The sequence below is a fragment of the Larkinella soli genome (assembly GCF_003703975.1).
GTDB lineage: Bacteria > Bacteroidota > Bacteroidia > Cytophagales > Spirosomataceae > Larkinella > Larkinella soli.
In genome coordinates this window covers 71,813-90,028 of sequence record NZ_QTJY01000014.1, presented here as the reverse complement: position 1 = coordinate 90,028, position 18,216 = coordinate 71,813, and the positions used below count along the sequence as shown (strand labels likewise).

At 59.5% G+C, this 18,216-nt stretch carries 16 protein-coding genes; 6 read left to right on the top strand and 10 right to left on the bottom strand.

Annotation, left to right across the window (positions count from 1 at the left end):
* Nucleotides 1-72: 72 nt before the first annotated feature.
* Complete coding sequence (locus tag DX909_RS22040) at nucleotides 73-1,110, bottom strand: beta propeller repeat protein (RefSeq protein WP_128547392.1); 1,038 nt, start codon at nucleotides 1,108-1,110, stop codon at nucleotides 73-75.
* 172 nt (nucleotides 1,111-1,282) lie between these two features.
* Here DX909_RS22040 and DX909_RS22035 point away from each other — a divergent pair, with 172 nt between their 5' ends.
* Nucleotides 1,283-1,951 (top strand): hypothetical protein, encoded by a 669-nt coding sequence (locus DX909_RS22035; RefSeq protein WP_128547391.1) that lies wholly within the window; start codon nucleotides 1,283-1,285, stop codon nucleotides 1,949-1,951.
* A 289-nt stretch (nucleotides 1,952-2,240) separates the two neighbouring features.
* Nucleotides 2,241-3,689: a S41 family peptidase gene (locus DX909_RS22030; protein ID WP_128547390.1), complete on the top strand. Its 1,449-nt coding sequence runs from the start codon at nucleotides 2,241-2,243 to the stop codon at nucleotides 3,687-3,689.
* Between the two features lie 58 nt (nucleotides 3,690-3,747).
* On the opposite strand, the gene DX909_RS22025 is transcribed toward DX909_RS22030, so the two are convergent.
* Entirely contained in the window at nucleotides 3,748-4,131 is a 384-nt protein-coding gene (locus DX909_RS22025) for a gamma-glutamylcyclotransferase family protein (protein WP_128547389.1), read from the bottom strand.
* A 75-nt stretch (nucleotides 4,132-4,206) separates the two neighbouring features.
* Between DX909_RS22025 and DX909_RS22020 the strand changes: the two genes are divergently transcribed.
* On the top strand, nucleotides 4,207-5,664 hold the full coding sequence (locus tag DX909_RS22020; RefSeq protein WP_128547388.1) for a TonB-dependent receptor: 1,458 nt from the start codon (nucleotides 4,207-4,209) through the stop codon (nucleotides 5,662-5,664).
* A gap of 6 nt (nucleotides 5,665-5,670) precedes the next feature.
* Here the strand turns inward: DX909_RS22020 and DX909_RS22015 are convergent, their stop codons facing one another.
* The 6 genes from DX909_RS22015 to DX909_RS21990 all read right to left on the bottom strand — a co-directional run bounded on the left by DX909_RS22015 (nucleotide 5,671) and on the right by DX909_RS21990 (nucleotide 12,504).
* Nucleotides 5,671-6,477 carry a helix-turn-helix domain-containing protein gene (locus tag DX909_RS22015; protein ID WP_128547387.1) on the bottom strand — a complete coding sequence of 269 codons (807 nt, stop codon included), beginning with the start codon at nucleotides 6,475-6,477 and terminating at the stop codon, nucleotides 5,671-5,673.
* Nucleotides 6,474-7,430, bottom strand: coding sequence for a hypothetical protein (locus DX909_RS22010; RefSeq protein ID WP_128547386.1), 957 nt, complete (start codon nucleotides 7,428-7,430; stop codon nucleotides 6,474-6,476). The genes DX909_RS22015 and DX909_RS22010 overlap by 4 nt, the downstream gene beginning before the upstream one ends.
* Nucleotides 7,420-7,971 carry a GNAT family N-acetyltransferase gene (locus DX909_RS22005; protein WP_128547385.1) on the bottom strand — a complete coding sequence of 184 codons (552 nt, stop codon included), beginning with the start codon at nucleotides 7,969-7,971 and terminating at the stop codon, nucleotides 7,420-7,422. The genes DX909_RS22010 and DX909_RS22005 overlap by 11 nt, the downstream gene beginning before the upstream one ends.
* Before the next feature lie 114 nt (nucleotides 7,972-8,085).
* Nucleotides 8,086-8,496: a nuclear transport factor 2 family protein gene (locus tag DX909_RS22000; protein WP_164851368.1), complete on the bottom strand. Its 411-nt coding sequence runs from the start codon at nucleotides 8,494-8,496 to the stop codon at nucleotides 8,086-8,088.
* A 40-nt stretch (nucleotides 8,497-8,536) separates the two neighbouring features.
* Nucleotides 8,537-9,346 (bottom strand): LytR/AlgR family response regulator transcription factor, encoded by an 810-nt coding sequence (locus DX909_RS21995; RefSeq protein WP_164851367.1) that lies wholly within the window; start codon nucleotides 9,344-9,346, stop codon nucleotides 8,537-8,539.
* 26 nt (nucleotides 9,347-9,372) lie between these two features.
* Complete coding sequence (locus DX909_RS21990; RefSeq protein ID WP_164851366.1) at nucleotides 9,373-12,504, bottom strand: sensor histidine kinase; 3,132 nt, start codon at nucleotides 12,502-12,504, stop codon at nucleotides 9,373-9,375.
* A 480-nt stretch (nucleotides 12,505-12,984) separates the two neighbouring features.
* Here DX909_RS21990 and DX909_RS21985 point away from each other — a divergent pair, with 480 nt between their 5' ends.
* Genes DX909_RS21985 through DX909_RS21975 form a run of 3 tightly spaced genes read left to right on the top strand, consistent with a single transcriptional unit; the run spans nucleotide 12,985 to nucleotide 14,948 of the window.
* The gene (locus DX909_RS21985) at nucleotides 12,985-13,440 is read left to right on the top strand and encodes a QcrA and Rieske domain-containing protein (RefSeq protein WP_206513033.1); all 456 of its coding nucleotides are present in this window, start codon (nucleotides 12,985-12,987) and stop codon (nucleotides 13,438-13,440) included.
* Nucleotides 13,441-13,488: 48 nt separating this feature from the next.
* Entirely contained in the window at nucleotides 13,489-14,403 is a 915-nt protein-coding gene (locus tag DX909_RS21980) for a DUF5777 family beta-barrel protein (protein WP_128547381.1), read from the top strand.
* A complete protein-coding gene (locus tag DX909_RS21975) occupies nucleotides 14,400-14,948 on the top strand; it encodes a YceI family protein (protein ID WP_128547380.1) in 549 nt (182 codons plus the stop codon). Before DX909_RS21980 ends, DX909_RS21975 begins: the two co-directional genes overlap by 4 nt.
* Before the next feature lie 62 nt (nucleotides 14,949-15,010).
* On the opposite strand, the gene DX909_RS21970 is transcribed toward DX909_RS21975, so the two are convergent.
* The gene (locus DX909_RS21970; RefSeq protein ID WP_128547379.1) at nucleotides 15,011-16,708 is read right to left on the bottom strand and encodes a M28 family metallopeptidase; all 1,698 of its coding nucleotides are present in this window, start codon (nucleotides 16,706-16,708) and stop codon (nucleotides 15,011-15,013) included.
* A gap of 47 nt (nucleotides 16,709-16,755) precedes the next feature.
* Nucleotides 16,756-18,210, bottom strand: a complete 1,455-nt coding sequence (locus DX909_RS21965) for an amino acid permease (protein ID WP_128547378.1) — start codon at nucleotides 18,208-18,210, stop codon at nucleotides 16,756-16,758.
* Between the last annotated feature and the right edge of the window lie 6 nt (nucleotides 18,211-18,216).

Below are 18,216 nucleotides of genomic sequence, written 5' to 3'. Positions count from 1 at the left end.
GAATTCATCTAAGTATAACAATCAAAATTACGAAAAAAGTTGCGGAAGGAGAGAGGGAAAAAGAATAGCGAATCACTTCACCGTCCCGATCACCGCAATCACTCCTTTGGCCCCGACGGCCCAGCAGCGTCCGCCGGCGCAGGAGAGGGCGTGGAAAGCGGAATCGTCGATGCGGGTCCAGGTTTTGCCGTAATCGAGGGTGTAGCAGGTTCCCGACGGTCCGACCGCGATCAGCCGCGATCCGGAAAGCTGCCCGATGGCTTCCTTTAGACCGGGCGGATCGGTGGGCGTGGCCGGAGTCCAGGTGCGGCCGCCGTCGGAGGTGACGGCGACGTTCTGCGAAGGTGCTTTCTCGTCCTTGTAATCACCGCCCACGGCGATGCCCCGCTGGCCCTGATCGTCGAACCACAGCCCGAAAATGCCCGATGTCTTTCCGGCCGGAATCGGGGTTTCGGCGGTGCGCCATTCGGTCGTCGGGCTCTGGGCGTAAAAGATGCGGCCCTTTCCGGCCCCGCCGGAAGCGATCCAGGCCCGCTGGTAGTTGTAGGTTTTCCATTTATAGCCCCGCGTGATGAGGCTGCTTCCGCTGGCGGCAAAGGCGGCTTCGCCGGTCTGGAGGGCCGGCAGGTTTTCCGGCGGAATCCGCTGCCACGACCGCCCGCCGTTGGTCGTATGTAACACGAACCATTTGCCGTCGACGGGATCGCTGAAAACCAGCCCTTCCCAGCGGTTCCAGAAGTCCATCGAGTCGAAGAAGACGCCGGGCTGCCGGCTCTGGTAGAGCAGCTGCCAGGTTTTGCCGCCGTTGGTGGTGCGGTAGAGCCGGGCCTGTCCCTGCTCGGCGGGGCCGGCGGCCATCAGGTAGGCGGTGGTGGCGCTGAAGGCATGTACATCCCGGAAGTCGCAGGTTTCGGCGCCGGGGACGGTGCCGGCCTGCCAGGTTTTGCCGCCGTCGGTGGTCCGGACGAAGGTACCTTTGCTGCCTCCCACCCAGACCACGTTTTTACCGACCGCGTGGACGGCTCTGAAATGGGCGTCGGTGCCGCTGCTCCGGGGCATCCACTGAGCGAAAACAAGCGAGGGCAGCAGCAAAAACAAAAGTAGTTTCATGTAGGGAAAAGGCGGGTTGAAACAACGAAAACCGCATTCCATACCGATAGGCGAAGGAGCCGTCGCGGGGAGCGGTTACATTTGTAAACGACTTTTAGTGAACGGTTAAGCGGGAGATTGAGGGTCGACTTTTAATTGTATATCTTACGAACACGATAACGAACTGAACATCATGAAAAAAATCTTCGCTCTTTTCCTCGCCCTCGGTCTTGGCCTGACGGCGTTCGGCCAGACCGCCGAGAACACCGTATCCGCCAAAATTAACGGAAAGGAATGGCAGGGCAAAGCCCAGCGCCTGAATCTGCCCTTCACGGGTGTAAAGTACCTCGCCATCGCCGGCATGAACGTCAGCCCCGACGTGCAGACCTGGATTCGGTTCGTGTACGTCGATCAGCTGAAACCGGGTACGTACCCGATCATCGCGGAGAACGACCGTGAGATGGAAAGAAAATATAAGGAATCCAACGGCAGCGTCATCTGGGCCCTGGTCGATTATACGGAGGAAACCAAGGGTCTGGGCCACGCCTTCCGCGACGGCGAATCCTGGAAAGGCACCGTTACGATCACCAGCGTAACCGACCACAGCATCGAGGGCACGTTCGAGGCTACCCTGAAGGAAGTGAACTACAAAAAACGGGGTCTGGCCACCGTCTCCGGTTTCGGCCTGCGTCAGAATATTGAAGACAAAGTGGTTACGGCCGCCGGCGGGGGGATGCTGACCAAATCCGGCCCGCACGATCACGACAACACCAAGCGGATGGAAACCGACGGCGAGATCACCATTACGGACGGAAAGTTCAAACTGAACTGGGGCGGTAATACTGCGCAGAAAACCAAATAAGCCCTTCCGATCCCCCTGACGCCCTTAGCGTCTCTGCCTGAGAAAGTTACCTCCGGCAGAGACGCTAAGGGCGACTTCGTTTTTATGACTTCCTGAATTTTAACACGATAGGTATTTCTGCTTGAATACGGAATGTGATATGAAAAGACTGAAAGATGGCTAAAAAACTGATTAAAATGCAATTAACTGCCGGGTTGCAGCGAACATAAAAGACACGGAATACGTTAAAATATTACAATGAATCAGTGCGTTAGAAAGTACGTGTCTTAAATATCAACAAACCCAACTTATGAATTTTCCTTTCAATGTCCGGCAGAGTACCTGGATGGTGGCGGTAGCGGCCGGTTTATGGATGACTTCCTGCAACAAAGATCAGGAAATTGCTCCCGATCCGCAGACGCCGGTCACGGCCGCTCCCTCGAACCCGAACCAGTCGGTCAACAACTGGATTCTGGAGAACATGCGGGAGGTGTATTACTGGAACGACAAAATTCCCGCCAACCCGGATACGACCCTGGCTCCCGACAAGTTCTTTTATTCGCTGTTGTACGACTATAACAACAGCGCCAACACCGAACGCGACCGGTTCTCCTGGATTCAGGAAAGCGCCGAAGAACTGAAATCATCTCTGAGCGGTGAGGAGAAAACCACCGGGCTGGAATTCGGCCTGTATCTGCGGTCGCAGGGGTCGAGTGAGGTGATCATGCAGGTGCTTTACGTGCTGCCCGGGTCTCCGGCGGCCAAAGCCGGCCTGAAACGGGGAGACATCATTTCCGCCATCAACGGCCAGAAGCTGACCACCGGCAACTATAGTTCGCTGATCTTCGACAATACGACCTTTGCTTACGGGCTGGCAAAAGTGGAGAATAACCAGATCGTCGATACGGATGCCGTGAAGACCGTAACGGCTCAGGTGTTCCAGCAGAACCCGGTCTTCCTGGATTCGGTGTACGTGCGGGGCGGTAAAACCATCGGCTACCTGGTCTACAACCAGTTTATTCCGGGTCCGAACGGCAGCAATTCCGCCACTTACGACCAGCAGCTGGAGCAGATCTTCAGTGAGTTCAAGGCCAAAGGCGTCAATGAACTCGTGCTCGATCTGCGCTACAACCCCGGCGGCTACGTTTCGTCATCGGTGAAGCTGGCCAGCATGATCGGCAAGGGCATCGACAATACGAAAACCTTTTACCGGACCGAATACAACAAGGACCTGATGGCCGAATTCGAAAAAGCCAATCAGGCCGGCCAGCTGGTCACCCGGTTCCAGAACAAGGGGCAGAACATCGGCAGCAATCTGTCGCGGGTGTTCGTGCTGACTACTGGCCACACGGCTTCGGCCAGTGAGCTGATCATCAACGGCCTGCGGCCTTTCATGCCGGTCGTCACCATCGGTGAAACCACTTACGGCAAGAACGTCGGCTCGATCACCATCGAAGACGAAACCGGCAAGATCAAGTGGGGTATGCAGCCCATCGTGTTCAAGTCGTTCAACGCCCAGAACCAGTCCGACTATTCGACGGGCTTCAAGCCGACCATCGCTATCGATGAGCCGCTGCAACTGAAAGCCCTGGGCGACGTTCAGGAAACGTATCTAAATGCGGCTCTGGCTCAGATCAGCGGAACGACCGCCCGAATTGCCGCTCCGGCGGGTCCGCAGCGCAAGGAAGTCGGTTCATCCGTTCAGCGCCGGGCCGGAGGCAGCAACATGTTCGAGGTCAAATCGAAATTGCTTTTCTGATTAGCAACTGAAGCGCAACAAAAAACCCGTCGATCACCGATGGGTTTTTTGTTGGTTTTCAGTCGAAATACCGCCCGGAAGTGATGAGTCGGAAGGGTGCGGTCGGCCGGATGAAAAGATACGTCCAGCAGTCGACCAGGCCGCCTTCGGTCCGAACCGGAACCAGCGCCCGGGCATATTCGTCGCCTTCGTAGTCGTCGAGCAGCGGCAGCGACCGTTCCGGGTCGGTCAGCCGGTGGATTTCACCGTGAACGAGGGTGGCGGCCTCCGGCTCGTAGACGGCACCGGGATACCCGCCGAGATGGAACAGGCGGCCCGGAAAGTGCCCCGGCCCGACCCGCTCCCCAAGCTGACGAAGGGTGGCGGCCATGGGATGATTCGATGCGCTCAGGAGCGTCCCGTACACAAAAAGAAGGCTGGAGAGCGTTGGAGAAGTAATCATCCGGTGATAGGCTTTCAGGGAAGTATTTGTAAATTTATATCAAAAAGTACCCGCACGGGGGAATACAACCAACCTATGTACGATAAAACGATTGGAACCAAGCAAAAGGCGCTGCGGATCAACCTCGACCGCCGGATTTACGGTTCTTTTGCCGAAATCGGGGCGGGGCAGGAAACGGCGGCTATGTTTTTCAAATCCGGAGGGGCATCGGGCACGATCGCCAAAACCATGTCGGCCTATGACATGACCTTCAGCGATGCGATTTATGGGCCGGAAGAAAGCGGCCGGTATGTCGTCGAATCGCGATTGATAAAGATGCTCAATAAGGAGTATAGTCTCCTGGAGAAGCGACTGGCCGAAAAACGTGGGGAAAATACCACGTTTTTTGCTTTTGCGAATACCGTGGTGGCCCTCAACTACCAGAAAACCAACGAGGCCCACGGCTGGATCGGGATGCGGTTTCAGCTGACGCCCCAGGCGCCGTTCAACGACGTCATTATCCACGTCCGGATGCTCGATAACGAAAACGTGCTGCAGCAGCAGGCGCTGGGCGTCATCGGCGTCAACCTGATCTACGGCTGCTACTACTATTACAAGTCGCCCGAGACGCTGCTGCTGTCGCTGATGGACGACCTGTCGCCGGAGCGCATCGAGATCGACATGATTCGCTTCGACGGGCCGGACTTCTCCGGGATCGACAACCGGCTGATGAGCCTGCATCTGGTCAAGAACGGCTTTACGAATGCCGCCCTGTTCGGTCCGGACGGTCGGGTGCTGCAACCCTCCGAGGCCCTCTATAAGCGGCACATCCTGCTGCTGCGCGGGCGGCTGCGGCCCGTCACGAACGTCCACATGGATATGCTCGGCAACGGCCAGAAACAGTTTCTGGAGGAACCCGACATCGACCCGGCCCGCGTCGTAACCATCGCCGAACTGACGCTGCACAACCTGGTCGCCAGCGGTGACCACGGCATCGACGAGAAGGACTTTCTGGACCGGGTGGACATTCTCTGTTCGCTCGGACAGACGGTGATGATCTCCAGCTTTCTCGAATATTACCGCTTAGTGGCCTATCTCTCCCGGCTGACCAGACTCAAAATGGGCCTGATCCTCGGCATTCCGAACCTGGAATACATTTTCGAGGAAAGCCACTACCAGACGCTGACCGGCGGAATTCTGGAATCGTTCGCGACGCTGTTCAGCCGGAAGGTGAAACTGTTCGTCTACCCGACCCTGCGCCCCGACGGCTCGATTTACAACTGCCAGTGTTTTCAGCTCGCCCCGAACCTGGAGCCGCTGTACCAGTACCTGAAACAGAACGATAAGATCGAGGACATCACGGACTACAACGAGGCTAACCTCCACATCTCGACCGACCGGGTGCTCGAATTGGTGAAAGCCGGTCAGGAAGGCTGGGAAGCCATGGTGCCCGAAGGCGTCGCCCGGATCATCAAGGACAACTGCCTTTTTGGGTATCCCTGCGAAGTGCAGTACACGCCCGTGGCCGAGCAGGTCCGGCAGGCCGGGCTCTGAGGTAACTTATAATTCGGAAGGCACTTTGGTCGTCAGCAGCCGGGTTTCCCTGACAAAATGGGAGAAGTCGGTGTAGCCCGCTTCCTCGAAGGGGTAGATGCTGCCGTGGAGTTTATAGAGCCGGTAGGCTTTCTTGAACCGGATCAGCCGCTGGCAGTATTTGGGCGAGTAGCCCAGTTCCTCTGTGAAATACCGGTAGAGCGACGGATACGTCACCGGCAATTGCCGCGATACGTCCGACACGCCGGCATGACCGGGAGCGCTTTGGAAATAGTGCAGCGCCCGCTGCACCAGTTCGAAGCGGTAATCCGACTTCAGGTTGGGGAGTTTATCCAGCAGAACGAACTCTATCCGATTCACACGGCTTTGAAAATCCGGCAGTTCGCGCAGGAGGTCGTCGATAGGTTCGCCCGGGGCCAGGTAGCTTAGGTCTACCTGGCCGTTTTCCAGCTCCCGGTCCGGAAAGCCGAAGAACCGGCCCATCATTCCCGGTTTGAACTTGACCAGAAACTGGTGGGTTCCTTCCGGGTAGATGGAAGTAAACAGATGGGAGATCGGTCCCAGAAACCGGGATCCCTTCAGCGACTGGACCGTCGGCGCCGACGAATGGAACGACAGCCAGTGCCGGTCGTTCAGGACGACGCAGAGCAGGCCGTTCAGGCTCGGAAGCCCGGTCAGATACAGCGGGTTAGAGAGCGTCGCCGGCTGAAGTACTTCAAAGAAATACTCCACGTATGGCCGCAGCGGGGCGGTCGGGTACGCGATTTTCAGATACCGGGTGGCTTCGTCCTCGTATATGACCTGGCTTTTCATGTCGTTTGATTCATTAATCGGTAGAACCACTCGACGCCGATGCCGGACGTCATCAGACGCTCCTTCCGGTTCTGGAGGAACTGCTGCGTCCAGTCGACGAAGCCGCCGTCCCCGATCTCGATTTCCTGCCCCCGCACCGTGATCAGCGCCTTGTATTGCAGTCCTTTGTAATAGGTATTGCTGGTGGCGGGTTCGGTATCCAGCGTGATCGGTACGTCGCTGCGCTGGGAACAAATGTGATCGCGGACCCGTTCCAGCAGCCGCACCGGATCGTCATAACCACCCCGGGTCATGAATTTAAACCGCAGGTTTTCGGCTTTCAGCGTATCGCGGAAGACGGCGGTCAATACCGACAGGTGTTCGGCCACGCTCTGCATCTCGAACCGGAAATCGCCCGTGTCGCGGCCCGCCGACACGAGGCAGCCGATCTTGAAGTGGGGCGTATGGCCGGCATGGACCACCATCGGCGTTCGGACGTGCCGGTGAACGGCGCTCAGCCGGAGTTGTTCCGAGGGGTCCCCCGGTTTCCAGCGGCCGGTTTGTTTCAGGTCGGCAATATGCAGGGCCAGGGCGTTGGTGGCGTCGGCCAGCACTTCCGTGCCGCGCAGGGCCGACAGGATCTTTTTCTGATCGGCGGGAGCCACCACCGAACAGGACCCAAGCGCCGACACCGGCGACAGCTCCTGAGGCTGAAACCGGAAAGCCGCAAACACGTTCAGCACCGCCGTCTCCAACTCCCGGAATCGCATGAAATCCAGATCGACCGGTTTGACGAACCGGTTCAACTGGTAATTGCGCAGCAACTCCGGGGCCGAATACCGGCTCACCGACCGGTTGAACACCTCCAGCAGCAGGGAGTTCAGCTCCGACGCGCTCAGCGACTCGGTCAGCAGCCCGATCAGGTCCGGCTGCCCGGTTTTTTTCAGGATTTTTTCGATAACCTCAGGGCTCATAGGGCGGATGGTTGCCGGTGTGACAGGTAAGGGCATAGCGGTATTCGTCCAGCAGGCGACCCTCCTTGACGACGGCCATCCGGCCGATTCCTTCGAGCAGAAATCCGTTTTTTTCAAGCACCCGCATCGAAGCCGGGTTGGAAGAGAAGATGCCGGCATAGATCCGCACCAGGTTCATTGTCTCGAACCCGTACCGAACCATCTCGCCGACGGCCCGGGTCATGACGCCCCCGCCCCAGTACGGCTCACCCAGCCAGTAGCCGATTTCGGCCGAAAGCCGGTGGACATCCCCCTGTGGGATCAATCCGACCACCCCGGCCAGTTCACCGTCGGCGATAATACCGCGAACCACCCCCATCCGGTTCTGCCCGACTTCGCCGATGAACCACTCCGCATCGGCTTCGGTGTAGGGGTGGGGCAGGCCGTCGCGGAGCTGCCGCCAGAGGCTGTGGTTGTTCGCCAGGAAGGCCAGCCGGGGCGCGTCGGTCGGCCTGAGATCCCGCAGCAGGACGGTCGTGACGGAATCGGGGGTCGCTTTCATGCTGCAAAAATGGCTGGAAATGAGCGGAAAGCGGGTGTAAAAATCTTACAAAATTTTCGTCCGCCGAAAAATATCCACCCCCGCGCCGGCGCGGGGGTGGATGGGATGCTCCGATCAGAACGGGTCGTAGCAGTCGTAGTTGCGGGTGCGAAAGATCAGGCCGTCTTTGAACTCGATGACGCAGCAGACGTGGGCTGTCATCCGCTGGCCTTTCTTCAGCGGCCCGGCGTCGATGGCCATTTCCCCGGTCCAGACGGATTCCAGCACCACGGTGTCGGCGGTTTCGGTCACTTTCTGAATGTCGAAGCGGTGCCAGGCCAGCATTCCGCGCCCGGCCTGAATGCCTTTGGCGCGGTCTTCGGCCGTCCGGACCCGGGTGACGGGCGAGATGGCATTGGGGTATTCCGTCAACTCGATGTCGGGGTGAAAGATTTCGGCATAAGCGCCGGCATCGCCGGAGAACTGCTCTACCAACTCGTAAAACCGCAGGGCTTTCGCCGTCAGCGGGCTTAACTGATCGATCATGAATGGATATGGTTTGGTAAGTACTTCATTTTCGGACCGTTCAGAGGCTCGGGCTGAAGCTCTGCTCGACCTTTTCGACGTTGCTGGCATAGAGCTGAAACTCCCGCAGTTTGCCGTTCTTGATCAGCTTGCATTTGGGCCGGGGGCCTTTCTCGATGCTGCTGATCGTATACTTGTTCAGGATATGGCTTTTGCCGACCCGCACGAACTGCCCTGCCGGGAGCAGGCGTTCCAGCGCATCCAGCGAAATGTTCGGTACGTTGAGGTATTCCTGGTACGAACAGTAAATATTGATCTGCCGGTTGGCCGACTCGCAGTACATGATGTCTGCGATCTCGATGCGGTAAAACACCAGCGAATTCTGGAAGATCAGGCTGGCCGGACCGCTCAGCCGGTCGGCTTCGTTCTGGCTCATGGCGGCTTCCAGCTGGGCCTGAAATTCGGCTTCCTGCTCCTGACCGGCTTTCCATTTCTGATAGAACAGCCCCACTTTTTCTTCCAGCACCTCCGGGTCGATGGGCTTGACGATGAAGTCGGTATGCAGGTGGGCAGCCGCCCGCTGCACGGCCGCCAGGGCCTCGTCCGGGTAGCCCGAGACGAAGATTACCCCGTAGAACTGCTCCTGCCGGGTTAGCTCGTCAAGCAGGTCGAAGCCGCTGAGAATGGGCATCTTGATGTCCAGAAAAATCAGGTCGGGGCGCTGGGCGGCCAGCAGATCGAGGCCCTCCGGCACGTTTTCGGCTTCCCCCACGACCTTGATCTCAGGAATCTCCGCGAGCATTTTGCGGAGGGTATGCCGGACTAAATATTCGTCGTCGATGATGACGGCCCTGGCGATAATGGAATGCATCGGATTCTCGTTTTGTAAACTCATCATTACACTTGTGGTACTTCGTTTTCGGTGGGAATTTCTTCCGGCGGCAGTTTCGGGTAGAGGGGCAGAAAGGCTTCCGCCCGGACCCCGCTTCTGCCGCTGTCGGTCTCGGTCAGATCGGTAAAATGCTGGTAACTTTTAAGCGTATTGTACTGGTTCAGCTGGTCGAACAGGGCCTGGTTGATCGTTAGGCCCCGGCCGGTCGAGCGACGGCGGTATTGTTTGGCTTTTTCCATCCCGACCCCGTCGTCTTCCACCTGAATGTGGAGGTAGTCGGTCTGCCGCCCGACCTTCACCTTCACGGTGCCGCCCCCCGGCTTATTCTCCAGACCGTGTTTGATGGCATTGGAGACGTACCCCTGAATGAGCATCTTGGGCAGGCTGGTATCCGTCGGAACCGTCGGATCCACCTCCACCAGAAACTCGATGCGGCTCCGGAACCGGAGCTTTTCCAGGTCGAGGTAGTTCCGGACAAAGTCGAGTTCTTCGCTGAGCGTCCAGAACACTTTACTGCGGCTCAGGAGCTTATGCCGGAAAATGGTGCCGAATTTGGCCAGATACTGGGTCACCGTTTTCGCATCCTGATCATACAGCACGGCCTGCATGGCGGTCAGGAAGTTGGAGACGAAATGCGGGTCGATCTGGTTCGTGATGGCCCGCACCTCCAGCAGCGCCCGCTCCCGGCTGGCTTCGGCCAGGGCCTGGTGCATCTGCGCTTCCTGATTCCGGCGGTTGGCGGTTTCCAGTTCCAGTTCGGTCACGCGCTGCCGGGCTTCCAGCACCTCCTGCCGCCGACGGGCCTGGTTGCGTACCTGCCGCAGCCGGAGGTAAAAAATACTGCCCGACACCGCCAGCAGGGCCAGCATCCGGAACCACCAGGTCGCCCACCAGGGCGCAGTGATCCGGAACAACTGCACCATCGGCCGGGTATCCCACAGCCCGGTAGCCCGCAGGGGCCGCACCGTGAGCCGGTAATTGCCGTCCGACAGGTTGCGCAGGGCGATGGTGTTGGTTCGGACCGGGGCCGACCATTCGGCGGTAGACTGGGGGGCGTCGAGCCGTTCAAGCCGGTAGGTGTAGGTGGTATTGGCTACCAGACTACGGGGGTCGGGTTCGCGCAGCCGGATTTCGAGGTCGTTCTGGTCGGGGCTCAGGCGCAGTTCGGAAGGGGTGGCCTGAAACCGCCGGCCCGTGCGCAGGTCGCCGACGGATTCGATGCCGGTCGCCACCGGTTTCAGCAGGCCGATGAGCTGCTTTTCCGGAATCACCATGATCCGGTCGTGCGTCGGCAGCCACCAGCGGCTGCGGCTGTCGCGGAACGCTCCGTTCGGAATGCACTGACCCCCGAAACCGTTCTTCTGGTCGAACCAGGCCAGCCATTCCTGACCGGTCCGGTAGAAGCGGTTGAGGTCCAGCACATACAACCCCTCGATGGTGCCCAGCAGCAGGTAATCCCGCCCGATGGGGCGGCAGAAATACACGATCCGCTGCAGGTGGTCGGGCGCGACGCGCCGAAACCGTTTGTAGTCGTATAACCAGAGCCCCCGGTCGGTCGCCAGCCAGAGGTTACCGCGCGGGTCCCGGAACATCTGGAAGGTCATCCAGACCGGCAGGGTACCCTGGTGATGCGGCAGTGTATCGTAGCGGGCGGAGTGGCCGTCCCAGATAACGGTGCTGCCCTGGCCGCCCATCCAGAAACGGCCCTGCCGGTCTTTTTCGATAGCGTAGTAGCCGGTCGTCGGCAAAGGGGTAATCTGTTTCAGGGCCAGCGTCCGGCGGTCGTAGATCAGCAGCTTTTTACTCGTCGCGAACAGATACCGGTTACCGGCAACGTCGTCGTAAAAGCCCCGGATGTTGGTCCCCTGTTTGCTTTCCGGCAGGACCCGGTATTCTTTCCCGTCGTACCACAGCAGGCCCTCTCCGCCCACGGAGGAAAAGATCAGATTACCGGAGGCATCCCGGTGGGTGGCGGCTATAAAATCCCTGGTCGGCAGGGTTTTCAGGTAGGTGCTGTCCGGAATCAGCCGGTCGCCGACCAGCCGGGAAAGGCCGTGACCCCGGGAGGCAAACCATAACACGCCGTTGCGGTCCTCGGTGGCCGAGATGGTTTCCTGCTGCCAGCCTTCCATATGGTCGAAATACCGCCAGCCGGTCCGGATCACCTGATTGATGCCGTCGGTGGTTCCGGCCCAGAGGTTGCCCGAACGGTCGAAGAGCAGGGAACGCACGGGCGCCGTCGGCACCCGCGAGTTGGTCAGGCGCAGGCCGTCGAACCAGCACAGGTAACCGGCCGGGTCACAAAAAGCAACCTCCTCCCGCGCGCTGATCGCAAAGACTTTGGCATTCAGAACGGAAGCCGGCAGGGAAAACCGCTTTTCGGCAGTCCGGCCGGCCAGGCAGTAGAGCGCTTCGTCGGTCAGGCCGTACAGCCGCCCGTCCGGCGATTCGAGCAGACGTTTCACCTTTCCGGTCAGCGGAACCGGCCGGGCCGGCCCAACCGGTTTCGCATCGGCCGGGATTTCCCACAAGCGCCCGTCTTTCGTTACGACCAGCACCCGGCGATTGCGCCGATCGGCTTTCAGATCGACGACACCCGGAAATGCTTTCGGAAAAAGCCGGGGCGTGGCGTCCCGCAGCTGCCCCTTTTCCAGGTAACAGATGCCTTTTTCGGTATAGGGGTGTCCGGGCAGGCCCGTCGTCCAGACCTGATTTCGGTGATCGACGGTCAGGAACGACGTGCCGACCCGGTTGAAGTGCGGGCTGTAGCCCACGAAATGCGTATCGACCCGCATCGTCGTTCCTGCGCCGATTCTGACCTGGTAGAGTTCGTTGCTGGCGACCCAGACCGAGCCGTCGGGGCCGGTGGCGAGGTCGTTAATGAAGCCCTGGGGCAGGCTGGGGCGCTGGCGCTGGTTGATCAGCTGGCGTTCCGGATCGAAATAATCCAGCCCCCAGTCCGTACCGACCCAGATCCGGCCTTTGGCGTCGGACAAGAGGTAATACACGCGCACGTTGTCGAGCCCCTCCCCGATGCCGTAATGCTGATGCGCAAACCGCTGGGCCGCGCCGGGTCGGACCATCCCGCAGAGCAGAAGGCACCCGATCACGGTCACCCAGATTCGTAAGCTCATCATGACAGAAGGCGGAAACGGCATAGTTGGGGCTTGATAAAGTGTAAGTTAGCAAAAAAAGCCGCAGATCTCCTTCCGTTGCCGGCCGAAGACACCAAAGCCCCGTTCCAGTGTCTTAAATGCTCTTTTCAGCGTCTGAAATCACACGGAATAATGATCTTCCTATCCTGCGAACCGGCCGACACCGGCCTTCGATAATTTCAATCTCTCTTTACGTAAAATGCAATTCCGGAAATAAGAGAAGCTGGGGCGAGGGTTGATAATCATCAGTTTAGAGGAATCAGTGCTTTGGCGGGGCCTCGAAAAATTCAAGCGATCATTTCAGGATTTGGTGGTCTGAGATCAGCGTTTGGGAGGTCCGCGCTTCTTCCACCGGGCCGCGGGCAGTTTCGCCGGTTAGTTTTGAATCGTCAATCGGACACCAGCTTTTTTCATCCGATCCACATCAACGTTTCCGCTTCCTCTTTTTAACCAGTAATGACAATGAAGACAATGAATCGACAGGAGTTTCTTTCCCGGGTAGGCATCGGCGTCGGCGCCATCGTATTGACCCACTGCATGACGGCCTGCTCCTCAGGCGGTGACGACACCCCCGCCCCCAGTACCCCGGGCACCGGTTCGGGCGGCAAAACCAATCTCTCGCTGAACCTGAACGATGCGGCCAACGGCGCCCTGAAGCAGAACGGCGGTTTTCTCTACAAGGACGGCGTCATCATCGCCCGGACGAAAGACGGTGAATTCATTGCCGTAGCACAGGCCTGTACGCACCAGGGAACCACGGTTCAGTTCGATGCGGCCGGTAACCGCCTGCACTGCCCGAACCACGGTTCCAACTTTAAGATCGACGGCAGCGTAATCAACGGCCCCGCCGGTTCTCCGCTGAAAAAGTTTAAAACCAGCTTCGACGCGGCTACCAACACGCTGAAAGTGACCGAGTAATTCCACCACCCGGCGGTCGTCCGCAGCGGTCGCCCCATCTTCCACGCCATGAAATCCGTACTTTTTCTGACCCTGTTAATCGGCGGGCCGGTGTTTGCGCAGGACGACCTCCTGTCGAAGCTGGACGGCCCCGCCACGACGCGCCCGGTGTCGGCCACCTTCAAGTCCACGCGGCTGCTCAACGGGCAGTCGGTAGAAACCGTCAAGGCCCACCACCTCGATTTCCGCATCTCCCACCGCTTCGACCGCATCAACAAGGGCGCCGAAGAACTATTCGGTCTGGATTATGCCACGGTCCGGCTCGGGCTGGATTACGGCATCAGCGACCGGTTCATGATCGGCGTCGGCCGGAGTTCCATCGAAAAAAATGTCGATGCGTACCTGAAATACAAGGTGTTGCAGCAAACGCAGGGTGCCCGCCGGTTTCCGTTCACGCTGACGGCGTTCGGCTCGGTCGCCATCGACACCCGCACACCCAACCAGGGCGCCCGCTTCCGGGACTTTCAGGACCGGACGTTCTACACCGGCCAACTGCTGATTGCCCGCAAATTCAGCGAACGGCTGTCGCTTCAGGTTGCGCCGACGGTGCTTCAGCCGGTTTCATCCACCGAAGCCGGCACGGGATCGAAAGTCAGTAATGAAACGCGCGGGGCCCTCGGAGTCGGCGGGCGGTTCAAGCTGACCAAGCGGCTTTCCGTCAATGCCGAGTACTACGCCGTCACGCCCGAAAAAAACGGCGGAGCCGACCGGGAGACGTTCAACCCGCTCTCGCTGGGGCTGGATATCGAAACCGGCGGCCACGTGTTCCAGCTCATTTTCACGAACTCGTTCGGGATGATCGAAAAGCAGTTTCTGACGCAGACCGGCGGTATTCTGGGCGGTCGCTGGGAGAAGGGCGACATCCACTTCGGGTTCAGCGTCACGCGCACATTCAGTTTCAAAAAACAATCCACACAGCCATGAAATCCATTCTTTTCACCCTTGCGGCCATCGGCCTGCTCGGCCTGACCTCCGCGTCGGCGCAACTGCTCTCCTCCACTTCAGCCCAGACGAGCTTCTTCTCGGAAACCCCGCTGGAGAACATAGTCGCCAACAACACGAAAGTGAAAGCCGTCCTGAATCCGGCCAACAACCAGGTCGCCGTCCGGATGGAAATGGCCGAGTTCCAGTTTCCCAACAAACTGATGCAGGAGCATTTCAACGAGAACTACATCGAGTCGGAGAAATTCCCGACGGCCAGCTTTCAGGGAACGATCAACGAAAAGATCGACTGGAGCAAACCGGGGACGTATCCGGTCACGGCGAAAGGGACGCTGGACATCCACGGCGTCAAACAGCCCCGGACGCTGACCGGAACGCTCACCATCGAAGCCAGCCGCATCCTGCTGACCACCGATTTCACGGTACAGCCGGCGGCCCACCATATTCAGATTCCGACCCTGATGATCGTCAAGATCGCCGAACAGATCAAGGTGACCAACAAGGTGGAATTCAACCGAAAAAGTTGAGTACAGATTAAGAGGGTAGGGTTTGTAAAAGAAGCGGGGCAGGATCCCTGCTTCTTTTCATTTTACCGCCCCTGCTGTCCCGGCGTCGTCACCCGGCCGAACTTACCGCCGAAGAAGTCACCTTCGTTCCAGACCGGCCGGGCCGGGTCCTGGGCGGTGAGGTAACCGATCAGAAACTGAAGCTGTACGTGCCGGGCGGCCGCGTCGAAGTTGAACGGCTGGTCCATGCCGTCCAGCGGGGTGTGGTAGATGGACGCCCGCCAGTCGAGGTTGAGTTTCAGGCCGTTCACGTTCGGGTCGCCGGTCTGGGTGCCGCTCTTGATGAACAGCGCCGGAATGCCCTGCCGTACGAAGCTGAAGTGGTCGCTGCGCATGAATACCGTCTGCTCGGGCATGGGGTCTTTGGCGATCTGCACGTTCAGGAAATCGGCGGCCTGTTTCACCTGCGTGCCGAGGCTCGAATGCTCGGCGCCGTAAGGCACGATGTCGAGGAGCGGGTGGAAGAAGAACGGCATGTCGAGGCAGAGGTTGGCGACGATCTTCTCCTTCGGCACCGTCGGGTTGCTGGCGAAGTAGTCGGAACCCAGCAGGCCCATTTCCTCGCCGGTCAGCGCCACGAACAGGATCGAGCGTTTGGGCGCTTTGGGCAGGAGCGTAAACAGCCGGGCGGCTTCCAGGTTGATGGCGACACCCGAGGCATTGTCGTGCGCCCCGTTGAAGATCGAATCGCCCTTGACCGGCCGGCCGATGCCGAGGTGGTCGAGGTGCGACACATAGACGATGTATTCGTTTTTCAGGACCGGGTCGCTGCCGGGCAGCAGGCCCACGAGGTTGTAGGCAGGAACGTTGCCACCGGCGTCGGTCCGGGTTCTCATCCGCACCGAAGCCGCCAGCGGAAAGGCCTGCGGGATGGATTTGTTGGCGTTTGCTATGGCCTCGTCGAACGGACGGGCGGCACCGGTGAACAGGGCACGGGCCGTCGAGTCGCCGAGCAGGGCGGTGCCGCGCAGTTCGGGGTAGGTGCGCTGCGGTTTGCCCTGTTTGTCGACCCAGCGGTAGGTGCCCTGGCGGACGCGCGGAGCCGAGGCTTCGAGCCGCATCCGGAGGTCGTTGGGCAGGCTGAAGGAGATTACGCCCACGGCGCCGTGCGCGGCCGCATTCTCCTGTTTGGCCGAAGTGTAATAAGCCCGCTGGTTGGACGGAAAAGTGGCCGGGGCGCCGTTGAAATAGGCCACGATCTTGCCTTTGACGTCGATGCCCTTGTAATCGTCGTAGTTGAGTTCAGGGGCCGTGACGCCGTAGCCGACAAACACCACCGGCGCCGATACCTCGCTGACGGCCTGGTTGAAGTTGGGGTTCAGCAGGTAGTTCTTACCGAAAACCAGGTTCTGCTCGCGGCCGTTCAGGGAGATGGTCATGGAGCTGCCGGCTTCGTTGACCGTCCACCGGCGCAGGGGCACGTCCTGACGATAGGTGTTCTTCTCACCGGCGGGCTTGAAACCGAGGGCCTGAAACTGCTTCTGCACGTAGGCGGCCGCCATATCGAAGCCTTTGGTGCCGGGCCGGCGCCCGGCCATCGAGTCGGCCGCCAGGATGCGCATGTGTTCGCGGATGGCTTCCGGCCGGACCGCTTTGGTCGCTTTCTGCGCTTCGGCCGGGATGACCGAAGGGGGCTGGGCCTGGGCCATGGAAACCGCACAACCGGCCAGCAGCAGGAGGCCTAATCGTTTTATGGGGTTCGTCGAATGAAGTCTCTTCATGGGTCAGTCTGAATTAGGATAGGTTCAGTCAAATAGTAAAGATAACCCTAACGATCGGTAACTGGGGCCTGATTCCGCAATTTGCTCCGTTTTTTTCCGTAGGTGAAGTAGATGACGAGGCCCAGGGCCAGCCAGATCACCAGCCGAAGCCAGGTGTCGCCGGGCAGGGACACCATCATGACGAGGCAGGTCAGGATGCCCAGGATCGGCACGACCGGCACCCAGGGCGTCCGGAAAGCGCGCGGGGCGTCGGGCTGCTGTTTGCGGAGGATCATGACGCCGAGGCACACCATGATGAAGGCCAGCAGCGTCCCGATGCTCGTCATTTCGCCGACCACCCGGATCGGCACCAGCCCGGCAAACAGGCTGATGAACACGCAGAGGAGAATGTTGGATTTGTAGGGCGTCCGGAAGCGGGGGTGAACGTCGGAGAACACCCGGGGCAGCAGCCCGTCGCGGCTCATCGAGAAAAACACACGCGACTGTCCCAGCAGATCGACCAGAATGACGGAGGTATAGCCGATCAGGATGGCGAGCAGAATGGCCTGCCCCAGCCAGCGGTAAGGCGTTTTTTCGATGGCGATGGCGACCGGGGCCGCGCTGTTGCGAAATTCGGTGTAGTTGGCAAGGCCGGTCAGAACGTAGCCGAACAGCACGAACAGAACCGTACAGATGATCAGCGATCCAATGATGCCGATGGGCATATTGCGCTGCGGGTCGCGGGCTTCCTGAGCCATCGTCGCCACGATGTCGAAGCCGATGAAGACGAAAAACACCACCCCGGCCCCCCGCAGAATCCCGCTCAGGCCGAATTCCCCGAAAACGCCGGTATTGGGCGGGATGTACGGGTGGTAATTGTCGGGATTGATGTAGTTCCAGCCGAGGGCGATGAACACCAGCACCACCGCAATTTTCAGCGCCACCACGATGCCGTTGAACAGGGCGGAGCCTTGTGTACCCCGGATGATGACGCCCGTTATCAGCACCACGATCAGCACCGCCGGCAGGTTGATGATGCCCGACACCACCGTGCCGTCGGCGGCCGTAACGGTTTCAAAAGGAGAATGCACCCAAGCCGCCGGCAGGTGGATGCCGTAGTTGTCCAGAAACCGCATCAGGTACTGCGACCAGCTGATGGCGACCGTAGCCGCCCCCACCGAATACTCCAGCACGAGGTCCCAGCCGATGATCCAGGCAAACAACTCGCCGAGGGTAGTATAGGCGTAGGTGTAGGCGCTGCCCGCCACCGGCACCATCGAGGCAAATTCGGCGTAGCAGAGGGCGCTGAACGCACAGCCGACCGCGGCCACCACGAACGAGAGCGTCACGGCCGGTCCGGCGTGGTTGGCGGCCGCAATGCCGGTGAGGGAGAACAGCCCGGCGCCGATGATGACGCCGATGCCGATGGCGATGAGGTTGATGCCGGTCAGGCTTCGTTTAAGCGTATTCGTACCGCTTTCGGCGGCTTCCTGCCGGAGCTGGTCGAGTGATTTTTTCAGCATGTCGAT

Excerpts from the sequence above, each read along its gene's own strand:
- DX909_RS21985 (WP_206513033.1), top strand. The coding sequence starts at position 12,985 with ATGAAGACAATGAATCGACAGGAGTTTCTTTCCCGGGTAGGCATCGGC.
- DX909_RS22020 (WP_128547388.1), top strand. The coding sequence starts at position 4,207 with ATGTACGATAAAACGATTGGAACCAAGCAAAAGGCGCTGCGGATCAAC.
- DX909_RS22000 (WP_164851368.1), bottom strand. The coding sequence starts at position 8,496 with ATGATCGATCAGTTAAGCCCGCTGACGGCGAAAGCCCTGCGGTTTTAC.
- DX909_RS22025 (WP_128547389.1), bottom strand. The coding sequence starts at position 4,131 with ATGATTACTTCTCCAACGCTCTCCAGCCTTCTTTTTGTGTACGGGACG.
- DX909_RS22005 (WP_128547385.1), bottom strand. The coding sequence starts at position 7,971 with ATGAAAGCGACCCCCGATTCCGTCACGACCGTCCTGCTGCGGGATCTC.
- DX909_RS22035 (WP_128547391.1), top strand. The coding sequence starts at position 1,283 with ATGAAAAAAATCTTCGCTCTTTTCCTCGCCCTCGGTCTTGGCCTGACG.
- DX909_RS22030 (WP_128547390.1), top strand. The coding sequence starts at position 2,241 with ATGAATTTTCCTTTCAATGTCCGGCAGAGTACCTGGATGGTGGCGGTA.
- DX909_RS21995 (WP_164851367.1), bottom strand. The coding sequence starts at position 9,346 with ATGCATTCCATTATCGCCAGGGCCGTCATCATCGACGACGAATATTTA.
- DX909_RS22015 (WP_128547387.1), bottom strand. The coding sequence starts at position 6,477 with ATGAAAAGCCAGGTCATATACGAGGACGAAGCCACCCGGTATCTGAAA.
- DX909_RS22040 (WP_128547392.1), bottom strand. The coding sequence starts at position 1,110 with ATGAAACTACTTTTGTTTTTGCTGCTGCCCTCGCTTGTTTTCGCTCAG.
- DX909_RS21990 (WP_164851366.1), bottom strand. The coding sequence starts at position 12,504 with ATGATGAGCTTACGAATCTGGGTGACCGTGATCGGGTGCCTTCTGCTC.
- DX909_RS21965 (WP_128547378.1), bottom strand. The coding sequence starts at position 18,210 with ATGCTGAAAAAATCACTCGACCAGCTCCGGCAGGAAGCCGCCGAAAGC.
- DX909_RS22010 (WP_128547386.1), bottom strand. The coding sequence starts at position 7,430 with ATGAGCCCTGAGGTTATCGAAAAAATCCTGAAAAAAACCGGGCAGCCG.
- DX909_RS21970 (WP_128547379.1), bottom strand. The coding sequence starts at position 16,708 with ATGAAGAGACTTCATTCGACGAACCCCATAAAACGATTAGGCCTCCTG.
- DX909_RS21975 (WP_128547380.1), top strand. The coding sequence starts at position 14,400 with ATGAAATCCATTCTTTTCACCCTTGCGGCCATCGGCCTGCTCGGCCTG.
- DX909_RS21980 (WP_128547381.1), top strand. The coding sequence starts at position 13,489 with ATGAAATCCGTACTTTTTCTGACCCTGTTAATCGGCGGGCCGGTGTTT.